Consider the following 24,541-nt stretch of genomic DNA (forward strand, 5'->3'; position numbering starts at 1 on the left):
TATGAAAAAATTTGCGCCTTTGAGTCCGAAGGTCAATGCGCTATTGCATGGCGCCGACTATAACCCGGAGCAGTGGGAGAACTATCCCGATATTATCGATAAAGATATTGCCATGATGCAGCAGGCAAAATGTAATGTCATGTCGGTAGGAATATTTAGCTGGGCGAAACTTGAACCTCAGGAAGGCGTATTTGAGTTTGGCTGGTTGGACAGTATCCTGGATAAACTGTATGCCGCCGGAATTCATGTCTTTCTCGCGACCCCAAGCGGCGCGCGCCCGGCGTGGATGTCGCAAAAGTACCCTCAGGTCCTGCGCGTCGGTCGCGATCGCGTGCCTGCGCTGCACGGTGGGCGTCACAACCACTGTATGTCGTCGCCGGTCTATCGTGAGAAAACCCTGAAAATTAACACCCTGCTGGCGGAGCGCTACGCGCAGCATCCGGCGGTGCTGGGCTGGCATATCTCCAATGAGTATGGCGGCGAGTGCCACTGTAGCCTGTGCCAGGAGCGTTTCCGCGACTGGCTGAAAGCGCGCTATGAAACGCTGGATAATCTTAATCACGCCTGGTGGAGCACCTTCTGGAGCCACACCTATAGCGACTGGTCGCAGATCGAATCCCCGGCTCCGCAGGGGGAAGTCTCCATTCATGGTCTGAACCTTGACTGGCATCGCTTCAATACCGCTCAGGTGACGGATTTCTGCCGCCACGAAATTGCGCCGCTGAAAGCGGCGAATGCTGAGCTGCCAGTGACAACCAACTTTATGGAGTATTTCTACGATTACGACTACTGGCAGCTGGCGCCGGCGCTGGACTTCATCTCGTGGGACAGCTACCCCATGTGGCATCGCGATAAAGATGAAACCACGCTGGCCTGCTACACCGCCATGTATCACGATATGATGCGCAGCCTGAAGGGCGGAAAACCGTTTGTCCTGATGGAGTCCACGCCGAGCGCGACTAACTGGCAGCCGACCAGCAAGCTGAAAAAACCGGGAATGCATATTCTCTCTTCTCTGCAGGCGGTAGCGCACGGGGCTGACTCGGTACAGTATTTCCAGTGGCGTAAGAGTCGCGGTTCGGTAGAGAAATTCCATGGCGCAATTATCGATCACGTCGGTCACCTGGATACGCGCGTGGGCCGTGAAGTGACTAAGCTTGGCGAGATGTTAAGCCAGCTGCCGGGCGTGGTGGGCTGCCGGACGGATGCGCAAGTGGCGATTATCTTTGACCAGCAAAACCGCTGGGCGCTGGATGATGCTCAGGGGCCGCGTAATCTCGGGATGGAGTATGAAAATACCGTCAACGAGCACTATCGTCCGTTCTGGGAACAGGGGATTGCGGTAGATATTATTGATGCCGACGTTGACCTGAGCGCTTATCGGCTGGTCATTGCCCCGATGCTGTATATGGTTCGCGACGGCTTTGCCGAACGCGCGGAAGCGTTTGTGGCCAACGGCGGCCACTTAGTTACAACATACTGGACGGGAATTGTTAACGAATCGGACCTGTGCTATCTCGGCGGCTTCCCGGGTCCGCTGCGCAAGCTGCTGGGCATCTGGGCGGAAGAGATTGACTGCCTGAACGATGGCGAACGTAATCTGGTACAGGGGCTGGCGGGCAATGAAGGGGGGCTGCAGGGGCCGTATCAGGTACGCCATCTGTGTGAACTGATCCACGCCGAAACGGCGCAGCCGCTGGCGACCTACCGCGATGATTTTTACGCGGGAAGACCGGCGGTCACCGTCAATCACGTAGGTAAAGGCAAGGCCTGGCACGTCGCTTCGCGCAACGATCTGGCTTTCCAGCGGGACTTCTTCAGCGCCATAAGTAAAGAGCTGGCGCTGCCGCGCGCGGTGGAGGCCGATTTCCCGCCGGGCGTGGTGGCGACCGCGCGCACGGACGGTGAGACTACTTACGTGTTCCTGCAAAACTACAGCGCGCAGCAGCAGCAGGTGACCTTACCGCAGGGCTATCAGGATACCCTCACCGGCACGGCCCTGAACGCGCCGTTGATCTTAAAAGCATGGGATTGCCGCATCCTCAGTCGTCACGCGTAATTTCTCTCTATCCGCGCCTGCTCCTGCGAGCAGGCGTTTTTTTATCTGCTTATCAGGAGTCTATTATGGTGAGTTTAAAATCCTTTCTGAATTACTTCTCCCAGTCTCGTCCGGCGGTAACGTTAAGCCCTGCGGAACAACAACAGATTGAACGGTTAATTCAGGCTTTCGGCGGTGAGGAAAATATCATCAACGTTGACGCCTGTATTACCCGCTTGCGCGTCACGGTGAACAATCTGTCGATTGTTGACTCTCAGGGACTACAGCAGCAGGGCGCGCTTGGCGTGATTATTCTTGGGCAGCAGGTGCATGCTATTTTCGGTAAGCAGTCGGATGCTTTGCGACAATTACTTGACGAACACTTTGCCAGCCGTAAATAAAATAAAACGGGATAACGCAATAATGGGTTATCCCGAAAATAAAACAAAGCATTCAATGGCAATAATCATTACCTGAGGGTAATTAACGACCTTACAGTTGGAGATAAAACAGTTTAGCTACTCTTACCACCAGGCTTCGACCTGGACACCAAAGTTCCACGTATTATTGGCAGTTTGATCTTCGAACGGTTTACCATTTTCTGAGTCATTCAGATAAGAAGCGAAAATACGCAGTTCCGGGCGAGACATAAAGTCAGGGCCATCGGCCAGGCCCAGCGCGATGGTGTATTTCTCACCGGCCTGCTTATAGTCCGTATTGTTCTTGTAGCTATCTTTTTGGTAAAAACCGCCTACTTCGCCAATCAGGCGTACATATTCGGTGAACTGATACTGTCCGCGAGCTACCAGCGACAGCATGCGCGTTTTATCCGTGTAATCGGTGATGTTGTCCGCGGAGCCCCAGGTCAGCACGTGGTTAATAGAGAATTTTTCGGTGATCGGAATTAAACCGGTATTGATCACCCGATAGCCGGTGGCGTCATTGACGTAGTTCCACATGTCATACCAGCCGCCGCCCTGGGAAACCATGTTCTGCGCCAGCCCTTTGTTTGCGTACTGCAGCACCGTTTTGTTGTAACCGCCCAGCATATCCTGGCTGATTTCACCGGTTAGCATGACGCCGTTTTCTGCATCATACAGGCCGCCGTAGGAGTCCTGCTTTTTGGTGGTGTTAGGCATCGCGTAGTCGATACCAAATTCGGTCCACGACCCGGCCCATGGCTTCCAGCCTGCGTAGCGCAGGTCAAGGTAGTTAATATTCACGTTGCTGTCGCCGTCGACGCGGTAGTCAACGTCATTCGCGTCGCCGCGGATCCAGGCAAATGAGACGGCGCCAGGGCCGAGGGTATAGTTTTCGATCCCGGCGCCGGATCCGGAAATGTTCCAGTATTTGGTATCAATGATGTGCAGATCGTGGCGCTGGTAGTAGCGTTTACCGCCCCAAATGACCGCGTTCGGATCGCCGGGGACCAGCCCTTTAATTTGCAGGTTGAGCTGGCGCAGGCCGAACTGCGCATCATCATCGAGCGTGGTTTCGTTATCGTTCGAACCGTCTGAAACCATGCTGACCATGCTATCGAGATAGAAGCTCACGTCATTTTTCTTGTAGACCTCCGAGCCCAACTCCAGCTCGCCGTAGGTATCGGACTCGTTACCCAGACGGCCAATTTTGTTTTTTTGCCATTCGGCCTGACTACCGTCGCCGGAGACCCCAACCCCGGCGCGCATATAGCCATGAAAATCGATACCCGGAAGCGTGGCGGAAGCAGCAAACACGGATGGTGAAATCAGCGCAGCGGCCAACGCAGCGGAGAGTGTGCGCAGCGTAGTGTTCATGTCTATCCTCTTATTGTTTTGTATTACGTTCACATAACCGATGTTATAAAATGCCTAAACCAAAATTCAGGCAATTGAATGATCGCTATAGTGTGATTAACTGCAAATAAATTAGCGGGTTTTGTTACGAGTGGTGAGTCCATTCACAATTTGTTGTATTGTGAGCGTAATACTTTTAATGCTGATTGTTGTTCGGGGGAGGCGGCAATGAGCGTTTTTTTACATTGCCCCTGTTACAATTCAGGGATAACAACATAAGGAACCGGACCATGAAGTCTAAAAGCGCGACCTTAGAAGACGTTGCTCGCCATGCGGGCGTCTCCTATCAGACCGTGTCCAGGGTACTCAACAAATCTGCTAATGTATCCAAAGCCACGCGCAGCAAGGTGGAGAAATCCATTGAGGAGCTACGCTATGTCCCAAACCGCCTGGCGCAACAGCTGGTAGGCAAGCAAAGCCGTACCGTGGGCCTGGTTACGATCTCCCTCGCATTGCATGCGCCTTCCCAGGTGGCCGCGGCGGTAAAACGCTATGCGAATGTGGAAGGTTATCAGGTGCTCATTTCAATGATTGATGAGAGCGTCAATCAAAGCATTCAAGATTCCATTAATGAACTTAAGTCTCAACTGGTGGATAAGGTCATCATCAACGTGCCGCTGGAGACTGATCAGGCTCAGAAAATTGCCGCTGATAACGATGATATCGTTTGTCTGTTTTTAGATGTCGATCCCTATAGCTCTGTGTTTAACGTTTCGTTTAACCCGGCGGACGGCACCCGAGCCAGCGTCAAATATCTCTATGAAATGGGGCATCGGGAGATAGCGCTGTTGGCCGGTCCGGAAAGCTCGGTATCGGCCAAACTGCGTTTGAAAAGCTGGCTAGAAACCCTCGAAGGTTATGGCCTACAGCCGGTCACGGTGATTCGCGGTAACTGGGATGCGCAGAGCGGCTATGCCGGCGCGCTGCAAATGTTGCGGGAGACGCCAAACTTTACCGCCGTTTTGGTGGGGAACGATCAGATGGCGCTGGGCGTGCTTAGCGCGTTTCACCAGCATCAGGTACCGATCCCGGGGGAAAAGTCGGTTATTGGTTATGATGATACCTATGAAAGTTCGTTCTTTTACCCGGCGCTAACCACCGTTTCGCTGGATCTTGACTTACAGGGAAAAGAGGCCGTTCGGCGCCTTCTCGATAGCGGCGATAACGAAACCTCCCATACTTCTTCTATTCTTCCGGCCCGTCTGGTCGTGCGCCACTCTACCGGGCCGAAAACGGAGCCCGGCAAAGACCTGCAGTCTATTGCCGAACAGCTCAGGGCCCTGGCGCATCGGCTGAGCCCTTAATCCGTAACGGGCGGCCTGTGCCGCCCATAATCCTTCTCATTCTCAGGGTTGATCTTTAGACTCGCACGGCGTACGATATTGTTATGTTATAACATAATGATTGAGGTCGCTATGAAACCCAATATTCATCCGCATTATCGTACGGTGGTTTTTCACGACACCAGCGCTAACGAATTCTTTAAAGTCGGTTCAACGATCCGCACCGAGCGTGAGATTGAGCTGGATGGCGAGACGTATCCCTACGTGACGCTCGACGTCTCCTCCAAATCGCATCCGTATTACACCGGTAAACAGAAGGCCTTCAACAACGAAGGCAGCACCGCACGTTTCCGCCAGCGCTTCGGCGGCTTTATTGATGCGAAGAGGAGCAAATAATGCAGGTACTCAACTCACTACGTAGCGCGAAACAGCGCCACCCGGATTGCCAGATCGTTAAACGAAAGGGGCGGCTGTACGTTATCTGCAAAAGCAATCCCCGCTTTAAGGCCGTACAGGGCCGCAAGAAAAGACGTTAACGGAAGCTCTCCAGCGTTCGTAACTGCTGGCCGTCGGCGCTAAAGTTGTCGGCGGCCAGCCATTGCCGCATTGCTCTGTCAATCTGTGGCCACTCGGAATCGATAATCGAAAACCAGTCGGTATCGCGGTTGTGGCCCTTTATCACCAGCGCCTGACGAAAGCGTCCCTCATACTGAAACCCCAGCCGCAGTGCCGCCCGGCGTGAAGGCTCGTTCAGGCTGTTGCATTTCCACTCGTAGCGACGATAGCCGAGCGTAGCAAATACGTAGTGCATCAGCAGCCAGTGGGCCTCGGTTGCCATCGCCGTCCGGCTCAACAGAGGCGAGAAGTGAACGTGGCCGACTTCAACAACGCCATTTTTGGCATCGATTCTCATCAGCGCCAGTGAGCCGATGGGCTGGTCTGTCTGCTGATCTATCACCGCAAAGTGAATGGGGTCGGCCTGCATGGCCACGCTCTCTATCCACGCGCGATATTCCTCGACGCTGTTATCCGGCTCACGCAGCAGCCATGTCCAGCTTCGCGTATCCGGGGCCAGTCGATGGGCGTCAAACAGCGCACCGGCGTGCGTGGAGCGCAATGGCTCAAGCCGGCAAAGGCGACCCTGCAGGTTCAACCTCTCGGGATGCTGACGGGGCTGCCAGTCGGGCAGGGCAGCGCCAACGGGCTGATCGAATTGATTAAGATGGCTCATGGGGGTTTCCTTTGTGGGCGAATGCCATGAGATTAAGCACTTGTTGGTTCCATAAAAAGTGCCATAAGAGTATGTTTTTATGGTGCCACGAGGAGCGGTGATGAATATTCCGGATGATGCTTTTTTTACTTTACTCGAGCAGGCCCTGCGCGGTAAGGGAAGTGAAACCCTACAGCGTACCCTCTATCAGCAACTGCGCGAGGCTATTTTGCAGGGCACGCTGGCGGGCGATAGTCGTCTACCCGGTTCGCGCGCCATGGCGCAGCATCTGGGGCTGTCGCGCAATACCATCAACAGCGCGCTGGAGCAGTTGGCGATAGAAGGATATCTATTGCGTAGTCGCCAGGGGACGTACGTCGCGCCCTTGAGGTCTCAGGGAGAAGGGGACATTGAGGCGCGCGTTATTGTGCTCCCTGAATATTTACAGGGACTGCCGGCAGCAATTCACCGTGATTCGCCCACGCTGCTCTTTACGCCGGGAATGCCTGCGGTTAATTACTTTCCACTTTCCATCTGGCGTCGACTGCTCGATCGGGTACTGCGCGAAGAGGCCAGCGCATTACTGGGCTACGGCGATGCGCAGGGAGAGCTCGTACTGCGAAAAGCCATTGCCCGGTACCTCGCGCTCTCCCGGGGGATCCGCTGCGAAGCCAGCCAGATTGTGATTACTGAAGGGGCGCTGGAAGGCGTCGATTTATGCACGCACCTGCTGAGCGTAGCCGGCGATAGGGCATGGGTGGAAGAGCCCGGTTATCCGGGAGCAAAAAGCATCTTTCTCAAATCAGGGCTTCATATAAAGGGCGTACCGGTTGATCGTGAAGGAATGCGTTTTGATACCTCTGATGATAGCGAAGCGCCGCGATTGATCTTTACTTCACCTTCACATCAGTACCCCTGCGGAGCCGTAATGAGCGCCGGGCGACGACTGGCGTTACTGGAATATGCCCGCCGGTATGATTCGTGGATTATTGAGGATGATTACGACAGCGAATTTCGCTATAGCGGCGAGCCCATTCCGGCCATGCTGGGGATGGCGAAGCACGGGCCGGTGGTTTATCTGGGGACGTTCAGCAAAACGCTGTTTCCAGCGCTGCGCATCGGTTTTATGGTGATGCCTCCCGCGCTGGCGGACGCTGCACAAGGCGCCATTGGGGCGCTATTACGCGGCGGGCACCGGGCTGAACAGAAGGCGCTGGCGTTGTTCATTGAAGAGGGGCACTACGCACGTCATTTGGCCGCCATGCGCCGTTTGTACCGCAAACGCCAGCAGCAGCTGCGGGACGTCCTGGCTCAAGAACTTAACCATCCTTATGAACTCTTGGGCGGCGAGGGGGGCTTGCACCTGACCGTCGCTATCGACAACGTGGATGACCAGGCGATTGCGCAGCAGGCCCGGCGGTTTCAGCTGGCGCCCGGGGCATTAAGCCGTTTTTATCTTGATGCAAAAACGGCGCGAAGCGGGTTGGTTCTGGGCTACGGAAATACGTCCGCCTCACATTTTATTGCTGCGGTACGGACGCTCAATCGTCTTATTGCGCAGAACCGACGCGAGTAAGGGAAAACACATCGTAAAATGAGAGTTCGCCTTTGGTGGCGATCATTTTTTGTAGCTGCGCCTTCTGATCGCGACCGACGCGTGGCGATTGCAGAATGCGTTCGAGCAGTTGTTCAGGGACAAACCGGGTGTTATACCATTCGCCGTTGTAGCAAACGCGAAAATCAAGAACGTCGATATCTTCATAACGATAGCGCGGATAGACGTCAAAGAAGAAGAAACCGTTTAGCAGAACAAATAACACGATTAACAGCCAGACAGAATCCACCAGCGTTTCGGAACGAAGCATCACAATAAGCGTGGCCAGAAAAGCCGCGTACATGGCGACAAAAAGCCATGGGTGATTGCGAATAAAGCTAATGCTAAAGCGCGGACGATTGTCGCGCTTCTCTTTCACATTAAGTTCATCAATGGTGCTTTTTAGCAGCAGCTGTATTTCTGTCATCTTATTCCCCAAATTCTGCCATGAGCCCGTATGCAGGCGTGACAAACCGGGCTCAGCCTGGGGGGTATTTTATGTTGCGTAAATCCAGGGGGAAAGTAACAGATTGGTTGCAGAAAAGCATAACAGTTACCGTTTTTCGCTCTCCAGCATTTTGATAATCCGTGCCGGGTTTCCGCCGACGACGGCGTTGGCTGGCACATTTTTTACTACCACGGAACCTGAAGCCACCACGGCATTATCGCCGATAGTCACGCCAGGATTAATGACTGCCCGGCCGCCAATCCACACATTATGCCCGATGGTGACGGGTTTTCCGTACTCCTGACCACTATTGCGATCGACGGGGTCAAGGGGATGCGTGGCGGTATAAATATGTACGCCCGGCGCCAGCATGCAGTTATCCCCAATTTGAATCGGACAGACGTCCAGCATGACGCAATCAAAGTTCGCGTAGAAATTTTTGCCGAGGGAGATATTGTAGCCGTAGTCACAGCGAAAAGTGGGTTCGATATACGCATCGCTCGCGTGCCCAAGCAGTTCAGACAATAATGCTTTTCTTAATTCATGTTCTTCAGGCGCCGAATGATTGTAGCGGTGCAACAGTTGCCTGGCCCGCAGGCGATCGGCTTTCAACGTGGCGTCACCTGCCAGATACAGTTCGCCGGCAATCATTTTTTGTTTCTCTTCACTCATGGACGCTTCCCCTATTTCCTTATCGTCAGGCCGCCATAGTATAAAAAGAAACCGGTTTCATCTGTGCATTAAGCCAACATCTGTGAGCACTATCACACTTATTATCATCACCAAAGCGGGGCGTTTTCGACACGAGATGTATGACTTTCATTTGAAATAAACTAGCGGATAAATTTCCAGACTGAAGGCGGGATCTTGTCATACAGTTTATTCATCGTCAGTTCGGCAAGACGATGGTCGGCCGCTGAGTAAAATACCGCCAGTTCATTATCGGAAAGTTCATATTTATTTTTTTCAATTACGCGCTCCAGCGTATCAATTGTCTGACAGCGTCGTAAGCGCATCAAATAGTCTATTTTGGTTAATGTTTTATCAGACATAAATTCACCTTTTGATTGTAATAATACTAACAAGAAAGACTGGCCGGGTTTTCCCGACTGGCGTTGACAAAGCAGCGGAATAACCGATTGCCAGATTTGCGCCATTTCTGCAGATCCGCACTGTTAATGCCGTAGTTGCTGAACAAGACGAAAGTGTCATCCAGATATTCGTCAATCTGAGTAATCAGCTTATTATCCTCAGCATACTTAATTTTATAATTAAGCGCGAACGCGGCAATGTGCTCGATCAATTCATTAAGTTGAAGATTGACAGCCGAGGTCGGGTCATTAACCCAGCCGTGGTTGCTCTCTTCCAGGTTTGCAAGACAGTCATGATACAGGGTTTCGCAGAGAAATTTAAGCTGCGCAATATCATGTCTTTTTGGCGAGTATTCGTCCATAACGCATCCCCTTTTGAGTGGTTTAAACGACCGTTGTGGGATGAACACGACTAACAGACCTGACACATACATTGTAATCTTGCTGTTTAACTATAATCCACTCTTAAAAAGATTTCATCGTGCTATTACGAAAAATTACAATTATCAGCGTCCATTTATCTTCAATGCCTCGGTCTTTATTATATCGTGCCGTTACCCCGATCGGTAAAAACGAACACTGACCTTATATTTCATCAAGTTAGCCGCTGCGTTTTGCCGTTATACGAAGACAACCATACATAAAGTCAGTGATTGAGAATATTCTGAGTTAGGGCAAACGAGAAGGAAAGTCGCAGAGAAAAAACGGAGATAAGCACCACGACTCATCATTAAATATTATATCTCAGGTTATAAAATAAACAATAACAATCCGTGCGCTTTAAATCAGAGAAAAGAAAAGGGCCGCGTATGCGGCCCTGTGAAGAGAGATTAATGATGCTCAACCGGATGGCTGTGCTCAATATCCTCATTTTTCTTACTAAAGCGGCGACGCACGACCACGAAGAACACCGGCACGAAGAAAATCGCCAGAACCGTCGCGGTCACCATCCCGCCCATTACGCCAGTACCGACGGCGTTCTGCGCGCCGGAGCCTGCGCCGGAGCTGATAACCAGCGGCATTACCCCAAGGATGAACGCCAGCGAGGTCATCAGAATCGGACGCAGACGCATACGAACGGCTTCCAGCGTTGCTTCAATCAGGCCTTTGCCTTCTTTATCCATCAGATCCTTGGCGAATTCAACGATAAGTATCGCGTTCTTCGCCGACAGGCCGATGGTGGTCAGCAGGCCAACCTGGAAGTAAACGTCGTTGGTCAATCCGCGGAAGGTGGCAGCCAGCAGTGCACCCACAACCCCCAGCGGAACGACCAGCATTACCGAGAATGGGATCGACCAGCTTTCATACAGCGCAGCCAGACACAGGAAGACGACAATCAGCGAGATGGCGTACAGCGCAGGTGCCTGGTTGCCTGACAACCGTTCCTGGTAAGACATGCCGGTCCAGTCATAGCCAATGCCCGCAGGCAGTTTACCCGCCAGCTCTTCCATCAGGTTCATCGCTTCACCGGTACTCTTACCCGGTGTCGCCTGGCCGAGGATTTCCATCGATGGCAGACCGTTGTAACGCTCCAGACGCGGTGAGCCGTATTCCCAGCGTGAAGTTGAGAAGGCGGAGAAGGGCACCATCTGTCCATCGCTACCGCGTACGTACCAGTTACCGATATCTTCCGGCAACATACGGTATTTCGCTTCAGACATGATATACACTTTCTTCACGCGACCGCGGTCAATGAAGTCGTTGACGTAGCTCCCACCCCATGCTGCGCCAAGCGTCGTGTTAATGTCGCTGATAGACACGCCGAGAGCCTGCGCTTTTTCCTGATCGATATCCACTTTGAACTGCGGAGTATCTTCCAGGCCGTTTGGACGAACGCCGCTTAAGACGTCAGGATGCTGCGCGACCATACCAAAGAGCTGGTTACGGGCCTGAGTCAGTTTTTCGTGGCCCAATCCTGCCTGGTCGATCAGCTGGAAGTCGAAGCCCGTTGCGGTACCCAGTTCAACAATTGCCGGCAGGTTAAAGGCGAAGACCATTGCGTCTTTAATCTGCGAGAAATAGCCCATTGCGCGCCCGGTAATCGCTTCAACTTTGTTCTCTTCGCCTGGACGCTGGCTCCAGTCCTTCAGAGAGACGAACGCGATGCCGGTGTTCTGCCCACGACCCGCGAAACCAAAGCCGTTAACGGCGAATACCGATTCAACGTTGTTTTTCTCTTTGGTGAGATAGTAATCAGTCATCTCATCCAGAACTTTCTGGGTACGCTCCTGAGTTGCGCCCGCTGGCAGCTGCGCCATGCTCAGGAATACGCCCTGGTCTTCGTCCGGCAGGAACGAACTCGGCAGACGAACGAACAGCCAGGCCATGCCGACAACGATGATCAGATACAGCACCAGATAACGACCGGTACTGCGCAGGATGTTGCCTACGCTATCGGTGTAGTGATGCGTGCTCTTATCAAACATGCGGTTAAACCAACCGAAGAAGCCGGTGGTTGCGCCATGGCTGCCTTTTTGGATGGGCTTCAGCATCGTGGCGCAGAGCGCCGGGGTCAGAATGAGTGCCACCAGTACCGACAGCGCCATCGCGGAAACGATAGTGATCGAGAACTGACGGTAAATCGCACCGGTAGAACCGCCGAAGAAGGCCATCGGGATAAACACCGCGGAAAGCACCATCGCGATACCCACCAGCGCGCCCTGAATCTGGCCCATTGATTTCCGCGTGGCTTCCTTCGGCGGTAGCCCTTCTTCGGCCATCACACGCTCGACGTTTTCCACCACCACGATGGCGTCATCCACCAGCAGGCCTATGGCGAGCACCATACCAAACATGGTGAGCGTGTTTATCGAGAAGCCGAACAGCGCGAGGATAGCGAACGTCCCCAGCAATACGACCGGCACGGCGATAGTCGGAATCAGCGTTGCGCGGAAGTTCTGCAGGAACAGATACATGACCAGGAACACCAGAATGATTGCTTCAACCAGCGTTTTCACCACTTCGTGAATGGAGATCTGCACGAATGGCGTGGTGTCATACGGATAAACAATCTTCAGGCCTGAAGGGAAGAAAGGCTCCATTTTCTTCAGTTCGGCACGAATGGCGTTGGCGGTATCCAGCGCGTTCGCGCCGGTCGCTAATTTAATACCCAGACCAGAGGCGGGCTGACCGTTAAACTTCGCGATAACGTCATAGTTTTCACCACCCAGCTCAATCTTCGCGACATCGCGCAGACGCACCTGGGAACCGTCCTGGTTAACCTTCAGCAGAATGTTGCCGAACTCTTCAGTATTGGTCAAACGAGTCTGCGCCACGATGGAGGCGTTCAGCTGCTGGCCTTTCACCGGCGGCGTACCGCCTAACTGTCCTGCTGCAACCTGGGCGTTCTGCGCTTTCAGGGCGCTGATAACGTCAACCGGCGTCAGCTGGAAGTTATTCAGCTTGTTCGGATCCATCCAGATGCGCATGGCGTACTGGGAACCAAACAGCTGCACGTCACCGACGCCGCTGGTACGGCTAATCGCATCCTTCATGTTGGCGGCGACATAGTCAGAAATGTCATCCTGATTCATGGTGCCGTTGGTATTGATAACGCCGACAACCATCAGGAAGCTGCTGGATGCCTTTTCAACGCTGATACCCTGCTGCTGAACTTCTTGCGGCAGCAGCGGTGTCGCCAGCGCCAGCTTGTTCTGCACCTGTACCTGGGCAATATCCGGATCGGTACCGGATTCAAAGGTTAGCGTAATGGTTGCTGTACCGGTGGAGTCGCCATTAGAAGACATGTACATCAGGTGATCGATACCGTTCATGTTCTGTTCGATAACCTGGGTCACGGTGTTCTGCACGGTTTCAGCATCGGCACCGGGGTACATGGCTGTAATGGAAATTGCCGGCGGCGCAATCGTCGGATATTGCGCTATCGGCAACTTGAGGATCGACAACCCCCCAGCCAGCATGATGATAATGGCGATCACCCACGCAAATATGGGGCGATCGATAAAGAAATTAGGCATGTCTTAACGGCTCCTGTTTAAGTTAAGACTTGGGTTGTTCTGACTGAGCGTTGCCTGCGGCTTGCTGTTTATCGTCAGAAACGACTTCCTGCGCTTTAACCTGCACACCAGGTCTGACTTTTTGCAGACCGGTTATGATGACGCGATCGCCCGTTTTCAGCCCTTCGGTGACCAGCCATTTATCACCGATAGCCTGAGTGGCGGTAATCTGGCGAACTTCGACTTTATCACCTTCGCCGACAACCATAGCGCTGGCATCGCCACGCGGAGTGCGGGTTACGCCCTGCTGAGGAACCAGCAACGCATCAGGGTTTACCCCTTCTTCCAGACGTGCGCGGACGAACATGCCGGGCAGCAGAGTGTGATCCGGGTTCGGGAAAATAGCGCGCAGCGTGATAGAACCGGTGGTCTGGTCAACGGTGACGTCAGAGAACTCCAGCGTACCGTTCTGCGGGTATTTCAGACCGTCGTTAGTGACCAGTTCAACCTTCGCTTTACCGTTTTCCTGCTGCAGCTTGCCGTTGGCCAGCTCTTGTTTCAGACGCAGGAAATCGTTACTCGATTGCGTCACGTCAACGTAGATAGGATCCAGTTGTTGCACGGTCGCCAGCGCGGTGGTTTGCCCGTTTTGCACCAGAGCGCCTTCCGTGACGGCGGATTTACCAATGCGGCCGGAGATTGGCGAGGTGACTTTGGTGTAGGCCAGATTAATGCGCGCAGTTTCAACCGCAGCTTTGGCGGCGACTACGGCAGCGTTGCTCTGCTGAGCCGTCGCCACGGCAGTATCGTAATCCTGTTGGCTAATGTACTTAGTGCCCAACAGTTTCTGATAACGTTTAACCGTTAACTGATCCATATTTGCCGCTGCCTGCGCTTTGGCTAAATCGCCTTTCGCGCTTTCATACGTGGCCTGATAGGTCGCCGGATCGATTTGATAAAGAGACACGCCCGCCTGGATATCGCTCCCTTCGGTGAAGTTACGTTTAAGAATAATGCCACTGACCTGAGGACGAACTTCCGCAACGCGATAGGCGCTGGTACGGCCTGGCAGTTCGGTAGTAATTTGTAGAGGAGCGGATTTGAGCGTCACAATACCGACTTCCGGCATTTGCTGGGCCCCTTGCTGAGCCGGTTTGTCGTCACATCCTGTTAGCGCTAAGCTGCCTGAGAGCATCAGAACGACCGCCAGAGGCGTTAACCCTCTGTTTTTGTTCATATGTAAACCTCGAGTGTCCAATTTCAAATTGTTCAGTGGCTCAATCGACCACAAACCCACTGCTGTGTTTCTATTATGGTCATGCTATGGTACATACATTCATAAATGTATGTAAACGTAACCTCTGTAAACTCATCGACCTATGGCACGAAAAACCAAACAACAGGCGCTTGAGACCCGGCAACATATTTTGGATGTTGCTCTGCGTTTGTTTTCGCAGCAAGGGGTATCATCCACCTCGCTGGCCGCAATTGCAAAAGAGGCCGGTGTGACGAGGGGCGCTATCTATTGGCATTTCAAAAATAAATCAGATTTATTTAATGAAATATGGGTACTTTCTGAAGCCAACATCAACGATCTCGAAGTTGAGTATCGGGCAAAATTCCCCAACGATCCACTGTCAGTTATCAGAGAGATCTTAGTGTATATCCTTGAAGCAACGGTGACAGAGGAACGCCGACGCCTGATGATGGAAATCATCTTCCATAAATGTGAATTCGTCGGTGAGATGGTCACGCTGCAGGAAGCGCAGCGAAGTTTATGCCTTGATAGCTACGATCGTATTGAACAAACATTAAAAGAGTGCATTGCGGCGAAGATGCTGCCCGCGAATTTATTGACCCGCCGGGCGGCGATTTTAATGCGCAGCTACCTTTCTGGCCTAATGGAAAATTGGCTGCTGGCGCCGAACGCCTTCGATCTGCGCAAAGAGGCGCGGGCTTATGTCGAAACGCTGCTTGAAATGTATCAATTTTGCCCCTCCTTACGCGGTTCTGAAGAACGGGAAGCTTAAGTCTCCTTGCGGACATCAGGGACATTTTTCCTGCTGTCCGCCGCTATTCGCGCGATAACAGAAGTGCTATTCTTCGCGCTGCGACGATCCCCGGTATTCTCCGGCTTTTGCAATCACTCATGTTAACACTATGCTGCATACTATCCGTTGGCGAAACGCCATATCCGCTGTTGTTCTTACCCTGATGTTTTTTATCGGCTGTATTAGCGTTAACCCGGCGCTGGCGGCTGATTTACCTGAACGTTCTGAGGTCCAAAGCCAGCTCGCGACGCTGAATAAGCAAAAGGATCTGACCCCGCAGGACAAGCTGGTTCAGCAGGACCTGACCCAGACCCTGGAAACCCTCGATAAAATTGAACGCATTAAGTCGGAAACGACGCAGCTGCGTCAGCAGGTGACTCAGGCGCCAGCGAAAATGAATCAGGCTATCGATAGCCTGAACGCGCTAAGCGATGTTCCCGATGATGAGGCGACGCGTAAAACGCTGAGCACGTTATCGCTACGTCAACTGGAATCGCGTGTCTCCCAGACCCTGGACGATTTGCAAAACGCGCAGAACGACCTGGCAACCTACAACAGCCAGCTCGTTTCTCTACAGACGCAGCCGGAACGCGTGCAGAATGCGATGTATTCCGCTTCGCAGCAGCTGCAGCAGATCCGTAATCGTCTGAACGGCACCTCGACGGGCGAGGAGACGCTGCGTCCTACCCAGCAGAATTTGCTGCTGGCGCAGCAGGCTCTGCTGAATGCGCAGATAGACCAACAGCGCAAAAGCCTGGAAGGCAACACGGTGCTGCAGGATACCCTGCAAAAGCAGCGTGATTACGTCACCGCCTACAGCAATCGCCTGGAACACCAGCTGCAGTTATTGCAGGAAGCGGTGAATAGCAAGCGCCTGACGCTGACGGAAAAGACGGCTCAGGAAGCCGTGTCCCCGGACGAAACGGCGCGTATTCAAGCCAATCCGCTGGTGAAGCAGGAGCTGGATATTAACCACCAGCTTAGCGAAAGGCTTATTTCAGCGACGGAAAATGGTAATCAGCTGGTTCAGCGCAATATCAAAGTGAAGACCTGGCTCGATCGCGCTTTGCAATCCGAGCGTGATATAAAAGAGCAGATCTCCGTGCTGAAAGGTAGCCTTCTGCTGTCGCGTATCCTTTATCAGCAGCAGCAAACGCTGCCCTCTGCGGAGGAGCTGAGCGACATGACAAACCGCATCGCTGACCTGCGCCTCGAGCAGTTTGAGGTTAACCAGCAGCGCGATGCGTTGTTCCAGAGCGATGCGTACGTCGCGAAGCTGGAGGAGGGGCATAGCAGCGAGGTGAATCCCGAGGTGCATGACGCGCTTCTCGAAATCGTTGATATGCGCCGTGAGCTGCTCGATCAGTTTAACAAACAGCTGGGTAACCAGCTGATGATGGCCATTAACCTGCAGATCAATCAGCAGCAGTTAATGAGCGTGTCGACCAACCTGAAAGCCATTCTGACGCAGCAGATTTTTTGGGTAAACAGCAACCGTCCTATGGACTGGGAGTGGGTTAAATCCTTCCCGGAAGCGCTGAAAGGGCAGTTTAAGGCGATGAAAATCACCGTAAACTGGGAAAAAGCCTGGCCTGCGGTATTTATCGCTTTCCTTGCCGGCCTGCCGTTGCTGCTGATTGCCGGTCTGATTCGCTGGCGCCTTAACTGGCTGAAAGCGTATCAGGCGAAGCTGGCTTCACAGGTGGGGCAGCTGCGCAATGATACTCAGCTCCACACGCCGAAAGCGATTCTGATCGATCTGATCCGCGCGCTGCCTGTGGTACTGGTGATTCTGGCCATTGGTCTGATTCTGCTGACGATGCAGCTGAATATCAGCGATTTGCTGTGGGCCTATAGCAAGAAGCTGGCGCTGTTCTGGCTGGTGTTTGGCCTGTGCTGGAAGGTGCTGGAAAAAGACGGTGTGGCGGTGAGCCACTTTAATATGCCGTCGCAGTTGACCAGCCACTGGCGGCGGCAGATTGTCCGCGTAAGCCTTGCCCTGTTGCCGCTGAACTTCTGGTCCGTGATGTCGGAACTGTCGCCGCTGCATCTGATGGATGACGTGCTCGGGCAGTTCGTGATTTTCCTCAACCTGCTGCTGATCGCGGTGCTTGTCCTGCCGATGTGCCGCGAAAGCTGGCGCGATAAAGAATCCCACAGCCTGCGCCTTATCACCGTCACCGTGCTATCGATAGTGCCCATCGCCCTGATGGTGCTGACGGCAACCGGCTACTTCTACACCACGCTGCGTCTGGCAGGCCGCTGGATTGAAACCGTTTATCTGGTGATGCTGTGGAACCTGCTTTACCAGACCGTTCTGCGCGGCCTGAGCGTGGCCGCCCGGCGTATTGCCTGGCGCCGGGCGCTGGCGCGTCGTCAGCATCTGGTTAAAGAGGGGGCAGAAGGAGCCGAACCCCAGGAAGAACCGACCATTGCCCTGGAGCAGGTTAACCAACAAACGCTACGTATTACGATGCTGGTGATGATCGCGCTATTTGCCGTGCTGTTCTGGGCGATTTGGTCCGATCTGATCACCGTCTTCGCCTATCTCGACAGTATTACGCTGTGGCATTACAACGGTACGGAAGCCGGCGTCAGCGCCGTGAAAAGCGTCACCATGGGCAGCCTGCTGTTCGCGATTGTCGCGTCGATGGTCGCCTGGGCGTTGATTCGCAACCTGCCGGGCCTGCTGGAAGTGCTGGTGCTATCGAGGCTCAATATGCGCCAGGGGGCGTCGTATGCGATTACGACCATTCTTAATTACGCCATTATTGTTATTGGCGCGATGACGGTATTTGGCTCGTTGGGCGTTTCGTGGGACAAACTTCAGTGGCTGGCGGCCGCCCTGTCGGTTGGTTTAGGTTTTGGCTTACAGGAGATCTTCGGTAACTTTGTTTCCGGTCTGATTATTCTCTTTGAGCGCCCGGTGCGCATTGGCGATACGGTGACCATTGGTACCTTCTCCGGTACCGTCAGCAAAATCCGCATTCGCGCCACGACCATTACGGATTTTGACCGTAAAGAGGTCATTATTCCGAATAAGGCCTTCGTGACGGAACGCTTAATTAACTGGTCGCTTTCCGACACCGTCACCCGTGTGGTCATCCGCCTTGGCGTGGCCTATGGTTCTGACCTGGATAAGGTTAAAGAAGTGCTGCTCCAGGCCGCGCATGAGCATCCGAAAGTCATGCAAGAGCCCGCGCCAGCGGTCTTCTTTACCACCTTCGGCGCCAGTACGCTCGATCATGAACTGCGCCTGTACGTGCGTGAACTTCGCGATCGCAGCTACGCGGTGGATGAGCTTAACCGCGCTATCGATCGCTTGTGTCGCGAGAACAATATTGATATCGCCTTTAACCAGCTTGAGGTTCATCTGCGCAATGAGAAAGGCGATGAAGTCACAGAGGTGAAGCGGGATAAAGGCGGCGATGCCTCGCCGACGATGGGCTAAGCATTATGGGGCGGTGGGTATGCCGCCCCGCAGGTTTTAAGGGCTGAGCGAGGAGAGTTCTTCCTGGCTCAGGCCGGTCAGCTCCATCACCATCTTTGGATCCAGCCCGCTGGCGAGCATTTTCAGGGCAATGCTGCGCGAGTTTTCTTTACGCCCCTCCAGCCTTCCTTCTTTTCTACCTTTTTTACGACCTTTCTCTTCCAGCCATTCGGCAATCGTCATCATTAGCTCCTTGTGCCTGGGCGACTGCTTCGCCAGTTCGCGAATGAGTGGCCCGGGTTTTTCCGTGGATCCCGCCTGCAGCATATAGCGCATCAGGCGAAAAGCCATCAGCTTATCCGGCGAGCTTTGATGTTCAATCAGCGCGTAGATATACCCAGCGCCGTGCCGCGTTTGCAGGGAGTAGAGAATGTCGGAGTCGCTGGATCGCAGGTCCTCTTCGATAAAGCTGCCGGACGCCAGCTGCAGCGTATTGAGATCGCAGATACTTAAAAACGGCGCGGGAAGGTAAAGCTGTAAAAAATCGCGAGCGACCTCTTTCTGGGTCAGCATTTGACGAAAAATGGCATCGTGCGGCGTACGTGAGAATCTTTCCATGAGCATCTATCCGTGGTGGTAAGGGGCAGGCGATGACTCTGCCACCCCCACCGATTCGGCAACAGACTACTCTGGCGCGTTTTGCGAGGCCCCTTCCGCACTTTTTACTTTGTTTTCATAGTCACGACGGATAATTTCCAGCGCGGCTAGCACGGTTTGCGCAGGGACTTTATTTTCCTCAAGCAGCATAATTAAATCGACCGCCAGCTTGATCTCGTCAGGCGCATTTTCCAGCGACATACTTCTCCCTCCAGTTAGCGTGTTAAGCGGGCCAGCCTGTTTTCAATTTTTTCCAGCGCATCGCGACAGCGGGCGAGGCGTCCGGCATACGCCTCAACTTCCTTTGCCAGCCGCTGCTGGTCATCAAGGCTGATGGCTTGCGCCAGCTGTCTCTGGCGATCGTTGCGCATGGCCAGCAGGCGCCGTTCATACTCCTGATGCTGTATCCGACGCCGCTGCCAGCGGGTAAGCGTCGGCGACGCGCTATCCCAGGCGCGTAATGACCAGGTCGCCGTTTCCCGGCTAATCGCGGCGATTTGAGCCACAAGACGTTCCGCCAGCCAGGCAACCTGCGCCAGCTGCTGGCGCTCGACCGCCTGTTTTAATTCCGTAAAGCGATCTCTGGCTTCATCAAGATAAGCCTGCATCTGCGTGCTGCGGGTTCGGAACAGCTGGCGATCGAAACGCGGGCTGAGGGTCGCGTGATTCGCCATCGGCGCTACCTGAGCGGCCAGTTCCGCAAGCTGATTTTCCAGCGAATGTAAAAGCCGGGTGGTTTTCAAATAACTCCTCCATCCCCTGATAAGCAACTGTGCTACATTAGCGTTATCTTCTTGATAACGATTCGCATTATGCCACGTATTATTTTGATCATCATTGGCTGGCTGTCGGTGGCGCTGGGAACGCTGGGCGTTTTTTTACCGCTACTGCCGACGACGCCGTTTATCCTGCTTGCCGCCTGGTGTTTCGCCCGCTCGTCGCCGCGCTTTCACCAGTGGCTATTGTACCGCTCATGGTTTGGCGGCTACCTGCGCCACTGGCAGCAATACCGTGCTATGCCACCGGGCGCTAAGCCGCGGGCGGTGGTGATGATTTTACTGACCTTTGCTATTTCCCTGTGGCTGGTTAATCTTACTTGGGTGCGCATCTTGCTGCTGATCGTTCTGGCCTGTCTGCTGATATTTATGTGGCGCATTCCGGTGGTTGATGCAAAGCAACAAAAGCACTGATGCGCAATAATGATGGTTGCAATTGTCGCTGACAGCCAGTAAATTCTGGCGTTTTCGAGCGCGGGTAAGCCTGGTCAAAGGTTAAACAAAAGTTTCCTTGGCCCATTTTGCATGTCCGCGAGTAACACCGTTTTAATCAGGCATAAACTTATGACCGCAACAGCACAGCAGCTTGAATATCTGAAGAACAGCATCCAAAGCATCCAGGACTATCCGAAACCTGGCATCCTTTTCCGTGATGTCACCAGCTTGCTGGAAGACCCGAAGGCCTATGCGCTCAGCATTGAGCTGCTGGCCGAGCGTTATAAAGACGCGGGTATTACCAAAGTGGTGGGCACCGAGGCGCGCGGCTTTTTGTTTGGCGCACCGGTTGCGCTGGCGCTGGGTGTAGGCTTTGTTCCGGTACGTAAGCCGCGTAAGTTGCCGCGTGAAACCATCGCGGAAAGCTACGAGCTGGAGTACGGCACCGATCAGCTGGAAATCCATGTTGATGCCATTAAAGCAGGCGATAAGGTGCTGGTGGTTGACGATCTGCTGGCGACCGGCGGCACCATCGACGCCACCGTGAAGCTCATCCGTCGTCTGGGCGGTGAAGTGCATGACGCGGCCTTTATTATCACTCTGTTCGATCTGGGCGGCGAGCAGCGCCTGGAAAAACGGGGAATCAACTGCTACAGCCTGGTCCCTTTCCCGGGCCACTAAGCAAATCCCGCCACATAGCCTCGCTGATTGAGCGGGGCTGTGATAGCATGACCCCTCGTGATTTCACCTTCCAGCGTTTCAGAGCCAGCCCATGAGTTATCAGGTCTTAGCCCGTAAATGGCGCCCACAAACCTTTGCTGACGTCGTCGGCCAGGAACATGTGCTGACCGCACTGGCGAACGGCTTGTCGTTAGGGCGCATTCATCACGCATATCTTTTTTCCGGCACCCGCGGCGTGGGTAAAACCTCTATCGCGCGCCTGTTGGCAAAAGGATTAAACTGCGAAACCGGCATCACCGCCACGCCTTGCGGCGTCTGCGATAACTGCCGTGAAATAGAACAGGGGCGCTTTGTCGATCTGATAGAGATCGATGCCGCCTCGCGTACCAAAGTCGAAGATACCCGCGATCTGCTGGATAACGTCCAGTACGCGCCGGCCCGCGGCCGCTTCAAGGTCTATTTGATCGATGAAGTTCATATGCTCTCGCGCCACAGCTTCAACGCGTTGTTAAAAACGCTGGAGGAGCCGCCGGCGCACGTTAAATTTCTGCTGGCGACGACCGATCCGCAGAAGCTGCCGGTAACGATTCTTTCCCGCTGCCTGCAGTTCCATCTCAAGGCGCTGGACGTCGAACAGATTCGCCATCAGCTGGAGCATATTCTCGGCGCCGAGCAGATTGCTTTTGAACCGCGCGCGCTGCAGCTGCTGTCGCGCGCGGCGGACGGTAGCCTGCGCGATGCGTTAAGTCTGACCGATCAGGCCATTGCCAGCGGCGACGGTCGTCTGACGGCAGAGTCCGTTAGCGCCATGCTCGGCACCCTTGACGACGATCAGGCGCTATCGCTGATTGAAGCGCTGGTGGTTGCCGATGGCGAGCGGGTCATGGCAGGCGTGAATGAGGCTGCCGCCCGCGGCGTGGAGTGGGAGGCCTTGCTGGTGGAGATGCAGAGCCTGCTGCACCGTATTGCGATGGTTCAGCTCTCGCCGTCGGCGCTGGGCGCGGATATGGCCGCGATTGAGCTGCGTATGCGCGAGCTGGCGCGGACGGTGCCGCCAACCGATGTTCAGCTGTACTATCAAACGCTACTGATTGGCCGTAAAGAGCTCCCGTACGCCCCGGACAGACGAATGGGGGTCGAAATGACGCTTCTGCGTGCGCTGGCTTTCCATCCGCGTATGCCATTACCGGAACCGGAGGCGCCGCCGATGCCGGCCATTCAGGCCGCACCTGTCCAGCAGGCCGTTCCGGAATCCGCACCGCCGCCGCCGAATTTGCCGCAGACCACCAGCCAGGTGCTGGCGGCGCGCAGCCAGCTGCAGCGTAGCCAGGGAGCGCCCACCCCAAAAAAGAGTGAACCGGCAGCCGCTTCCCGCGCGCGGCCGGTGAATAACGCTGCGCTGGAACGACTGAGTTCGATTACCGAGCGCGTACAGGCGCGTCCGGCTGCGGCTGCGCTGGAAAAAGCCCCGGCGAAAAAAGAAGCCTATCGCTGGAAATCGACGACGGTTGTTGAAACCGTAAAAGAAGAAGTGGCGACGCCGAAGGCGCTGAAAAAAGCGCTGGAGCATGAAAAAACGCCGGAACTGGCGGCGAAACTGGCAGTCGAAGCGGTCGAACGCGATAGTTGGGCGGCGGAAGTCAGCCAGCTCGCGGTGCCAAAACTGGTGGAGCAGGTGGCCCTTAACGCCTGGAAAGAGCAGGAGGGCAATCGCGTCTGTCTGCATCTGCGTCCGAGCCAGCGTCACCTGAATTCGGCGGGCGCGCAGCAAAAGCTGGCGGAAGCGCTCGGCATTTTGTACGGTACGTCGGTTGAATTGACCATCGTGGAAGATGATAATCCCGCGATGCGCACGCCGCTTGAGTGGCGGCAGGCAATTTATGAAGAAAAGCTCGCGCAGGCGCGTGAAGCGATTATTGCGGATAATAACATTCAGACCCTGCGTCGATTCTTCGATGCGGACCTGGATGAAGAGAGTATTCGCCCCATTTGATTGCAAGTCTGACTTGCGGTCAGCATCCTTAACGATGACTTACTGAGAGAGAAGCCTATGTTTGGTGGAAAAGGCGGTCTGGGTAACCTGATGAAGCAGGCCCAGCAGATGCAAGAAAAAATGCAGCAGATGCAGGAAGAAGTGGCCCGTCTGGAAGTGACCGGTGAGTCCGGCGCTGGGCTGGTAAAAGTCACCATCAACGGCGCGCACAACTGCCGTCGCGTTGAGATCGACCCGAGCCTGCTGGAAGACGACAAAGACATGCTGGAAGATCTGGTGGCCGCCGCGTTTAACGACGCCGCCCGCCGCATCGAAGAAACGCAGAAAGAAAAAATGGCGTCCGTGTCCGCCGGTATGCAGCTGCCGCCAGGCTTTAAGATGCCGTTCTGATGCAGACCAGTCCGCTGTTAACGCAGCTTATGGAAGCACTGCGCTGCCTGCCGGGCGTTGGCCCGAAGTCGGCGCAGCGCATGGCGTTTACCCTGCTGCAGCGTGACCGCAGCGGCGGGATGCGCCTGGCGCAGGCGCTCACGCGCGCGATGTCGGAAATCGGCCACTGCGCCGATTGCCGCACCTTCACCGAGCAGGAGGTATGCAATATTTGCAGCAACCCTCGGCGCAAGGAAAACGGCCAGATTTGCGTGGTAGAGAGCCCAGCGGATATCTACGCTATCGAGCAGACCGGGCAGTTTTCCGGTCGCTATTTTGTGCTGATGGGCCACCTGTCGCCGCTTGACGGGATTGGGCCGGATGACATCGGGCTCGATCGTCTGGAGCAGCGTCTGCGTGACGAATCAATGCAGGAAGTGATCCTTGCGACCAACCCAACGGTGGAAGGAGAGGCGACGGCGAATTATATCGCCGAGCTCTGCGCGCAGTATGGCGTAGACGCGAGCCGTATCGCCCATGGCGTTCCGGTTGGCGGCGAGCTGGAAATGGTTGACGGCACAACGCTGTCCCACTCTCTCGCCGGGCGGCATAAGATTCGTTTTTAATCAAACGGAGGCGCTTTTCGGGGCCTCCGCTTGAAAACCTCTCCCTCTGTCCCCATCTCACCCTCAAC

The 24,541-nt window shown here is 54.4% G+C and carries 25 protein-coding genes and 1 other annotated feature; of the genes, 14 read left to right on the forward strand and 11 right to left on the reverse strand.

Features of this window, described 5'->3' with window-relative positions:
* Nucleotide 1: 1 nt before the first annotated feature.
* Nucleotides 2–2,059 carry a beta-galactosidase gene (locus BWI76_RS06715; RefSeq protein WP_004136037.1) on the forward strand — a complete coding sequence of 686 codons (2,058 nt, stop codon included), beginning with the start codon at nucleotides 2–4 and terminating at the stop codon, nucleotides 2,057–2,059.
* Between the two features lie 65 nt (nucleotides 2,060–2,124).
* A complete protein-coding gene (locus BWI76_RS06720) occupies nucleotides 2,125–2,439 on the forward strand; it encodes a glucose PTS transporter subunit EIIB (protein WP_004136039.1) in 315 nt (104 codons plus the stop codon).
* A gap of 123 nt (nucleotides 2,440–2,562) precedes the next feature.
* On the opposite strand, the gene BWI76_RS06725 is transcribed toward BWI76_RS06720, so the two are convergent.
* Nucleotides 2,563–3,834: a maltoporin gene (locus tag BWI76_RS06725; protein WP_014228201.1), complete on the reverse strand. Its 1,272-nt coding sequence runs from the start codon at nucleotides 3,832–3,834 to the stop codon at nucleotides 2,563–2,565.
* 269 nt (nucleotides 3,835–4,103) lie between these two features.
* Here BWI76_RS06725 and BWI76_RS06730 point away from each other — a divergent pair, with 269 nt between their 5' ends.
* The 3 genes from BWI76_RS06730 to ykgO all read left to right on the forward strand — a co-directional run bounded on the left by BWI76_RS06730 (nucleotide 4,104) and on the right by ykgO (nucleotide 5,692).
* Nucleotides 4,104–5,177, forward strand: a complete 1,074-nt coding sequence (locus BWI76_RS06730; protein ID WP_024359025.1) for a LacI family DNA-binding transcriptional regulator — start codon at nucleotides 4,104–4,106, stop codon at nucleotides 5,175–5,177.
* Nucleotides 5,178–5,288: 111 nt separating this feature from the next.
* A complete protein-coding gene (locus BWI76_RS06735) occupies nucleotides 5,289–5,552 on the forward strand; it encodes a type B 50S ribosomal protein L31 (RefSeq protein ID WP_004129897.1) in 264 nt (87 codons plus the stop codon).
* Nucleotides 5,552–5,692, forward strand: coding sequence for a type B 50S ribosomal protein L36 (gene ykgO, locus BWI76_RS06740; protein ID WP_003859006.1), 141 nt, complete (start codon nucleotides 5,552–5,554; stop codon nucleotides 5,690–5,692). Before BWI76_RS06735 ends, ykgO begins: the two co-directional genes overlap by 1 nt.
* Here the strand turns inward: ykgO and BWI76_RS06745 are convergent.
* Nucleotides 5,689–6,387, reverse strand: coding sequence for a GNAT family N-acetyltransferase (locus BWI76_RS06745; RefSeq protein WP_004136044.1), 699 nt, complete (start codon nucleotides 6,385–6,387; stop codon nucleotides 5,689–5,691). The genes ykgO and BWI76_RS06745 overlap by 4 nt on opposite strands.
* 100 nt (nucleotides 6,388–6,487) lie before the next feature.
* On the opposite strand from BWI76_RS06745, the gene BWI76_RS06750 reads away from it, so the two are divergent.
* Nucleotides 6,488–7,942, forward strand: a complete 1,455-nt coding sequence (locus BWI76_RS06750) for a PLP-dependent aminotransferase family protein (RefSeq protein ID WP_004136046.1) — start codon at nucleotides 6,488–6,490, stop codon at nucleotides 7,940–7,942.
* Here the strand turns inward: BWI76_RS06750 and BWI76_RS06755 are convergent.
* The gene (locus tag BWI76_RS06755; RefSeq protein ID WP_004136048.1) at nucleotides 7,917–8,387 is read right to left on the reverse strand and encodes a YlaC family protein; all 471 of its coding nucleotides are present in this window, start codon (nucleotides 8,385–8,387) and stop codon (nucleotides 7,917–7,919) included. The genes BWI76_RS06750 and BWI76_RS06755 overlap by 26 nt on opposite strands.
* Nucleotides 8,388–8,407: 20 nt before the next feature.
* Here BWI76_RS06755 and BWI76_RS28415 point away from each other — a divergent pair, with 20 nt between their 5' ends.
* Nucleotides 8,408–8,542, forward strand: coding sequence for a hypothetical protein (locus BWI76_RS28415; RefSeq protein WP_223226911.1), 135 nt, complete (start codon nucleotides 8,408–8,410; stop codon nucleotides 8,540–8,542).
* Here BWI76_RS28415 and maa read toward each other — a convergent pair.
* From maa to acrA, 5 genes are all read right to left on the reverse strand, one after another.
* Nucleotides 8,514–9,080 carry a maltose O-acetyltransferase gene (gene maa / locus BWI76_RS06760; RefSeq protein ID WP_004136050.1) on the reverse strand — a complete coding sequence of 189 codons (567 nt, stop codon included), beginning with the start codon at nucleotides 9,078–9,080 and terminating at the stop codon, nucleotides 8,514–8,516. The genes BWI76_RS28415 and maa overlap by 29 nt on opposite strands.
* A 161-nt stretch (nucleotides 9,081–9,241) precedes the next feature.
* Nucleotides 9,242–9,460, reverse strand: coding sequence for an HHA domain-containing protein (locus tag BWI76_RS06765; RefSeq protein WP_004099646.1), 219 nt, complete (start codon nucleotides 9,458–9,460; stop codon nucleotides 9,242–9,244).
* A 26-nt stretch (nucleotides 9,461–9,486) separates the two neighbouring features.
* The gene (tomB, locus tag BWI76_RS06770; RefSeq protein WP_004129911.1) at nucleotides 9,487–9,861 is read right to left on the reverse strand and encodes an Hha toxicity modulator TomB; all 375 of its coding nucleotides are present in this window, start codon (nucleotides 9,859–9,861) and stop codon (nucleotides 9,487–9,489) included.
* A 468-nt stretch (nucleotides 9,862–10,329) separates the two neighbouring features.
* The gene (acrB, locus tag BWI76_RS06775) at nucleotides 10,330–13,476 is read right to left on the reverse strand and encodes a multidrug efflux RND transporter permease subunit AcrB (protein ID WP_004848339.1); all 3,147 of its coding nucleotides are present in this window, start codon (nucleotides 13,474–13,476) and stop codon (nucleotides 10,330–10,332) included.
* Nucleotides 13,477–13,498: 22 nt separating this feature from the next.
* On the reverse strand, nucleotides 13,499–14,692 hold the full coding sequence (gene acrA, locus BWI76_RS06780) for a multidrug efflux RND transporter periplasmic adaptor subunit AcrA (protein WP_004136054.1): 1,194 nt from the start codon (nucleotides 14,690–14,692) through the stop codon (nucleotides 13,499–13,501).
* Nucleotides 14,693–14,834: 142 nt separating this feature from the next.
* Between acrA and acrR the strand changes: the two genes are divergently transcribed.
* Entirely contained in the window at nucleotides 14,835–15,485 is a 651-nt protein-coding gene (gene acrR, locus BWI76_RS06785; RefSeq protein WP_004136056.1) for a multidrug efflux transporter transcriptional repressor AcrR, read from the forward strand.
* A 130-nt stretch (nucleotides 15,486–15,615) separates the two neighbouring features.
* Nucleotides 15,616–18,957, forward strand: a complete 3,342-nt coding sequence (gene mscK / locus BWI76_RS06790; protein ID WP_004136058.1) for a mechanosensitive channel MscK — start codon at nucleotides 15,616–15,618, stop codon at nucleotides 18,955–18,957.
* A gap of 36 nt (nucleotides 18,958–18,993) precedes the next feature.
* Here mscK and BWI76_RS06795 read toward each other — a convergent pair whose 3' ends face one another.
* The 3 genes from BWI76_RS06795 to priC all read right to left on the reverse strand — a co-directional run bounded on the left by BWI76_RS06795 (nucleotide 18,994) and on the right by priC (nucleotide 20,336).
* The gene (locus BWI76_RS06795) at nucleotides 18,994–19,554 is read right to left on the reverse strand and encodes an Rpn family recombination-promoting nuclease/putative transposase (protein WP_064371474.1); all 561 of its coding nucleotides are present in this window, start codon (nucleotides 19,552–19,554) and stop codon (nucleotides 18,994–18,996) included.
* Nucleotides 19,555–19,620: 66 nt separating this feature from the next.
* Nucleotides 19,621–19,794: a pleiotropic regulatory protein RsmS gene (gene rsmS / locus BWI76_RS06800; RefSeq protein ID WP_004136059.1), complete on the reverse strand. Its 174-nt coding sequence runs from the start codon at nucleotides 19,792–19,794 to the stop codon at nucleotides 19,621–19,623.
* A gap of 14 nt (nucleotides 19,795–19,808) precedes the next feature.
* Nucleotides 19,809–20,336 carry a primosomal replication protein N'' gene (gene priC / locus BWI76_RS06805; protein WP_004136061.1) on the reverse strand — a complete coding sequence of 176 codons (528 nt, stop codon included), beginning with the start codon at nucleotides 20,334–20,336 and terminating at the stop codon, nucleotides 19,809–19,811.
* 69 nt (nucleotides 20,337–20,405) lie between these two features.
* Between priC and BWI76_RS06810 the strand changes: the two genes are divergently transcribed.
* The 5 genes from BWI76_RS06810 to recR all read left to right on the forward strand — a co-directional run bounded on the left by BWI76_RS06810 (nucleotide 20,406) and on the right by recR (nucleotide 24,473).
* On the forward strand, nucleotides 20,406–20,783 hold the full coding sequence (locus BWI76_RS06810; RefSeq protein WP_049088810.1) for a DUF454 family protein: 378 nt from the start codon (nucleotides 20,406–20,408) through the stop codon (nucleotides 20,781–20,783).
* A 150-nt stretch (nucleotides 20,784–20,933) separates the two neighbouring features.
* Nucleotides 20,934–21,485: an adenine phosphoribosyltransferase gene (apt, locus tag BWI76_RS06815; protein WP_004136064.1), complete on the forward strand. Its 552-nt coding sequence runs from the start codon at nucleotides 20,934–20,936 to the stop codon at nucleotides 21,483–21,485.
* A 91-nt stretch (nucleotides 21,486–21,576) separates the two neighbouring features.
* Nucleotides 21,577–23,478: a DNA polymerase III subunit gamma/tau gene (gene dnaX / locus BWI76_RS06820; protein ID WP_049085227.1), complete on the forward strand. Its 1,902-nt coding sequence runs from the start codon at nucleotides 21,577–21,579 to the stop codon at nucleotides 23,476–23,478.
* Nucleotides 22,811–22,875: a sequence feature (DnaX frameshifting element), on the forward strand. It overlaps the preceding gene by 65 nt.
* 57 nt (nucleotides 23,479–23,535) lie before the next feature.
* Nucleotides 23,536–23,868, forward strand: coding sequence for a YbaB/EbfC family nucleoid-associated protein (locus tag BWI76_RS06825; protein WP_004129943.1), 333 nt, complete (start codon nucleotides 23,536–23,538; stop codon nucleotides 23,866–23,868).
* Nucleotides 23,868–24,473, forward strand: a complete 606-nt coding sequence (recR, locus tag BWI76_RS06830; protein WP_004129946.1) for a recombination mediator RecR — start codon at nucleotides 23,868–23,870, stop codon at nucleotides 24,471–24,473. The genes BWI76_RS06825 and recR overlap by 1 nt, the downstream gene beginning before the upstream one ends.
* The last annotated feature ends 68 nt before the right edge of the window (nucleotides 24,474–24,541 follow it).

The sequence above is a fragment of the Klebsiella sp. M5al genome, from assembly GCF_002090195.1.
In the GTDB taxonomy this organism is placed as follows: Bacteria; Pseudomonadota; Gammaproteobacteria; order Enterobacterales; family Enterobacteriaceae; genus Klebsiella; species Klebsiella grimontii.

Coding starts and splice junctions, on each gene's coding strand:
- BWI76_RS06750 (WP_004136046.1), top strand. CDS start 6,488: ATGAATATTCCGGATGATGCTTTTTTTACTTTACTCGAGCAGGCCCTG.
- acrA (WP_004136054.1), bottom strand. CDS start 14,692: ATGAACAAAAACAGAGGGTTAACGCCTCTGGCGGTCGTTCTGATGCTC.
- dnaX (WP_049085227.1), top strand. CDS start 21,577: ATGAGTTATCAGGTCTTAGCCCGTAAATGGCGCCCACAAACCTTTGCT.
- mscK (WP_004136058.1), top strand. CDS start 15,616: ATGCTGCATACTATCCGTTGGCGAAACGCCATATCCGCTGTTGTTCTT.
- acrB (WP_004848339.1), bottom strand. CDS start 13,476: ATGCCTAATTTCTTTATCGATCGCCCCATATTTGCGTGGGTGATCGCC.
- BWI76_RS06795 (WP_064371474.1), bottom strand. CDS start 19,554: ATGGAAAGATTCTCACGTACGCCGCACGATGCCATTTTTCGTCAAATG.
- tomB (WP_004129911.1), bottom strand. CDS start 9,861: ATGGACGAATACTCGCCAAAAAGACATGATATTGCGCAGCTTAAATTT.
- recR (WP_004129946.1), top strand. CDS start 23,868: ATGCAGACCAGTCCGCTGTTAACGCAGCTTATGGAAGCACTGCGCTGC.
- BWI76_RS06745 (WP_004136044.1), bottom strand. CDS start 6,387: ATGAGCCATCTTAATCAATTCGATCAGCCCGTTGGCGCTGCCCTGCCC.
- ykgO (WP_003859006.1), top strand. CDS start 5,552: ATGCAGGTACTCAACTCACTACGTAGCGCGAAACAGCGCCACCCGGAT.
- maa (WP_004136050.1), bottom strand. CDS start 9,080: ATGAGTGAAGAGAAACAAAAAATGATTGCCGGCGAACTGTATCTGGCA.
- BWI76_RS06765 (WP_004099646.1), bottom strand. CDS start 9,460: ATGTCTGATAAAACATTAACCAAAATAGACTATTTGATGCGCTTACGA.
- BWI76_RS28415 (WP_223226911.1), top strand. CDS start 8,408: ATGAGCCCGTATGCAGGCGTGACAAACCGGGCTCAGCCTGGGGGGTAT.
- BWI76_RS06720 (WP_004136039.1), top strand. CDS start 2,125: ATGGTGAGTTTAAAATCCTTTCTGAATTACTTCTCCCAGTCTCGTCCG.
- BWI76_RS06730 (WP_024359025.1), top strand. CDS start 4,104: ATGAAGTCTAAAAGCGCGACCTTAGAAGACGTTGCTCGCCATGCGGGC.
- BWI76_RS06735 (WP_004129897.1), top strand. CDS start 5,289: ATGAAACCCAATATTCATCCGCATTATCGTACGGTGGTTTTTCACGAC.
- BWI76_RS06725 (WP_014228201.1), bottom strand. CDS start 3,834: ATGAACACTACGCTGCGCACACTCTCCGCTGCGTTGGCCGCTGCGCTG.
- BWI76_RS06755 (WP_004136048.1), bottom strand. CDS start 8,387: ATGACAGAAATACAGCTGCTGCTAAAAAGCACCATTGATGAACTTAAT.
- BWI76_RS06825 (WP_004129943.1), top strand. CDS start 23,536: ATGTTTGGTGGAAAAGGCGGTCTGGGTAACCTGATGAAGCAGGCCCAG.
- BWI76_RS06715 (WP_004136037.1), top strand. CDS start 2: ATGAAAAAATTTGCGCCTTTGAGTCCGAAGGTCAATGCGCTATTGCAT.
- rsmS (WP_004136059.1), bottom strand. CDS start 19,794: ATGTCGCTGGAAAATGCGCCTGACGAGATCAAGCTGGCGGTCGATTTA.
- apt (WP_004136064.1), top strand. CDS start 20,934: ATGACCGCAACAGCACAGCAGCTTGAATATCTGAAGAACAGCATCCAA.
- BWI76_RS06810 (WP_049088810.1), top strand. CDS start 20,406: ATGCCACGTATTATTTTGATCATCATTGGCTGGCTGTCGGTGGCGCTG.
- acrR (WP_004136056.1), top strand. CDS start 14,835: ATGGCACGAAAAACCAAACAACAGGCGCTTGAGACCCGGCAACATATT.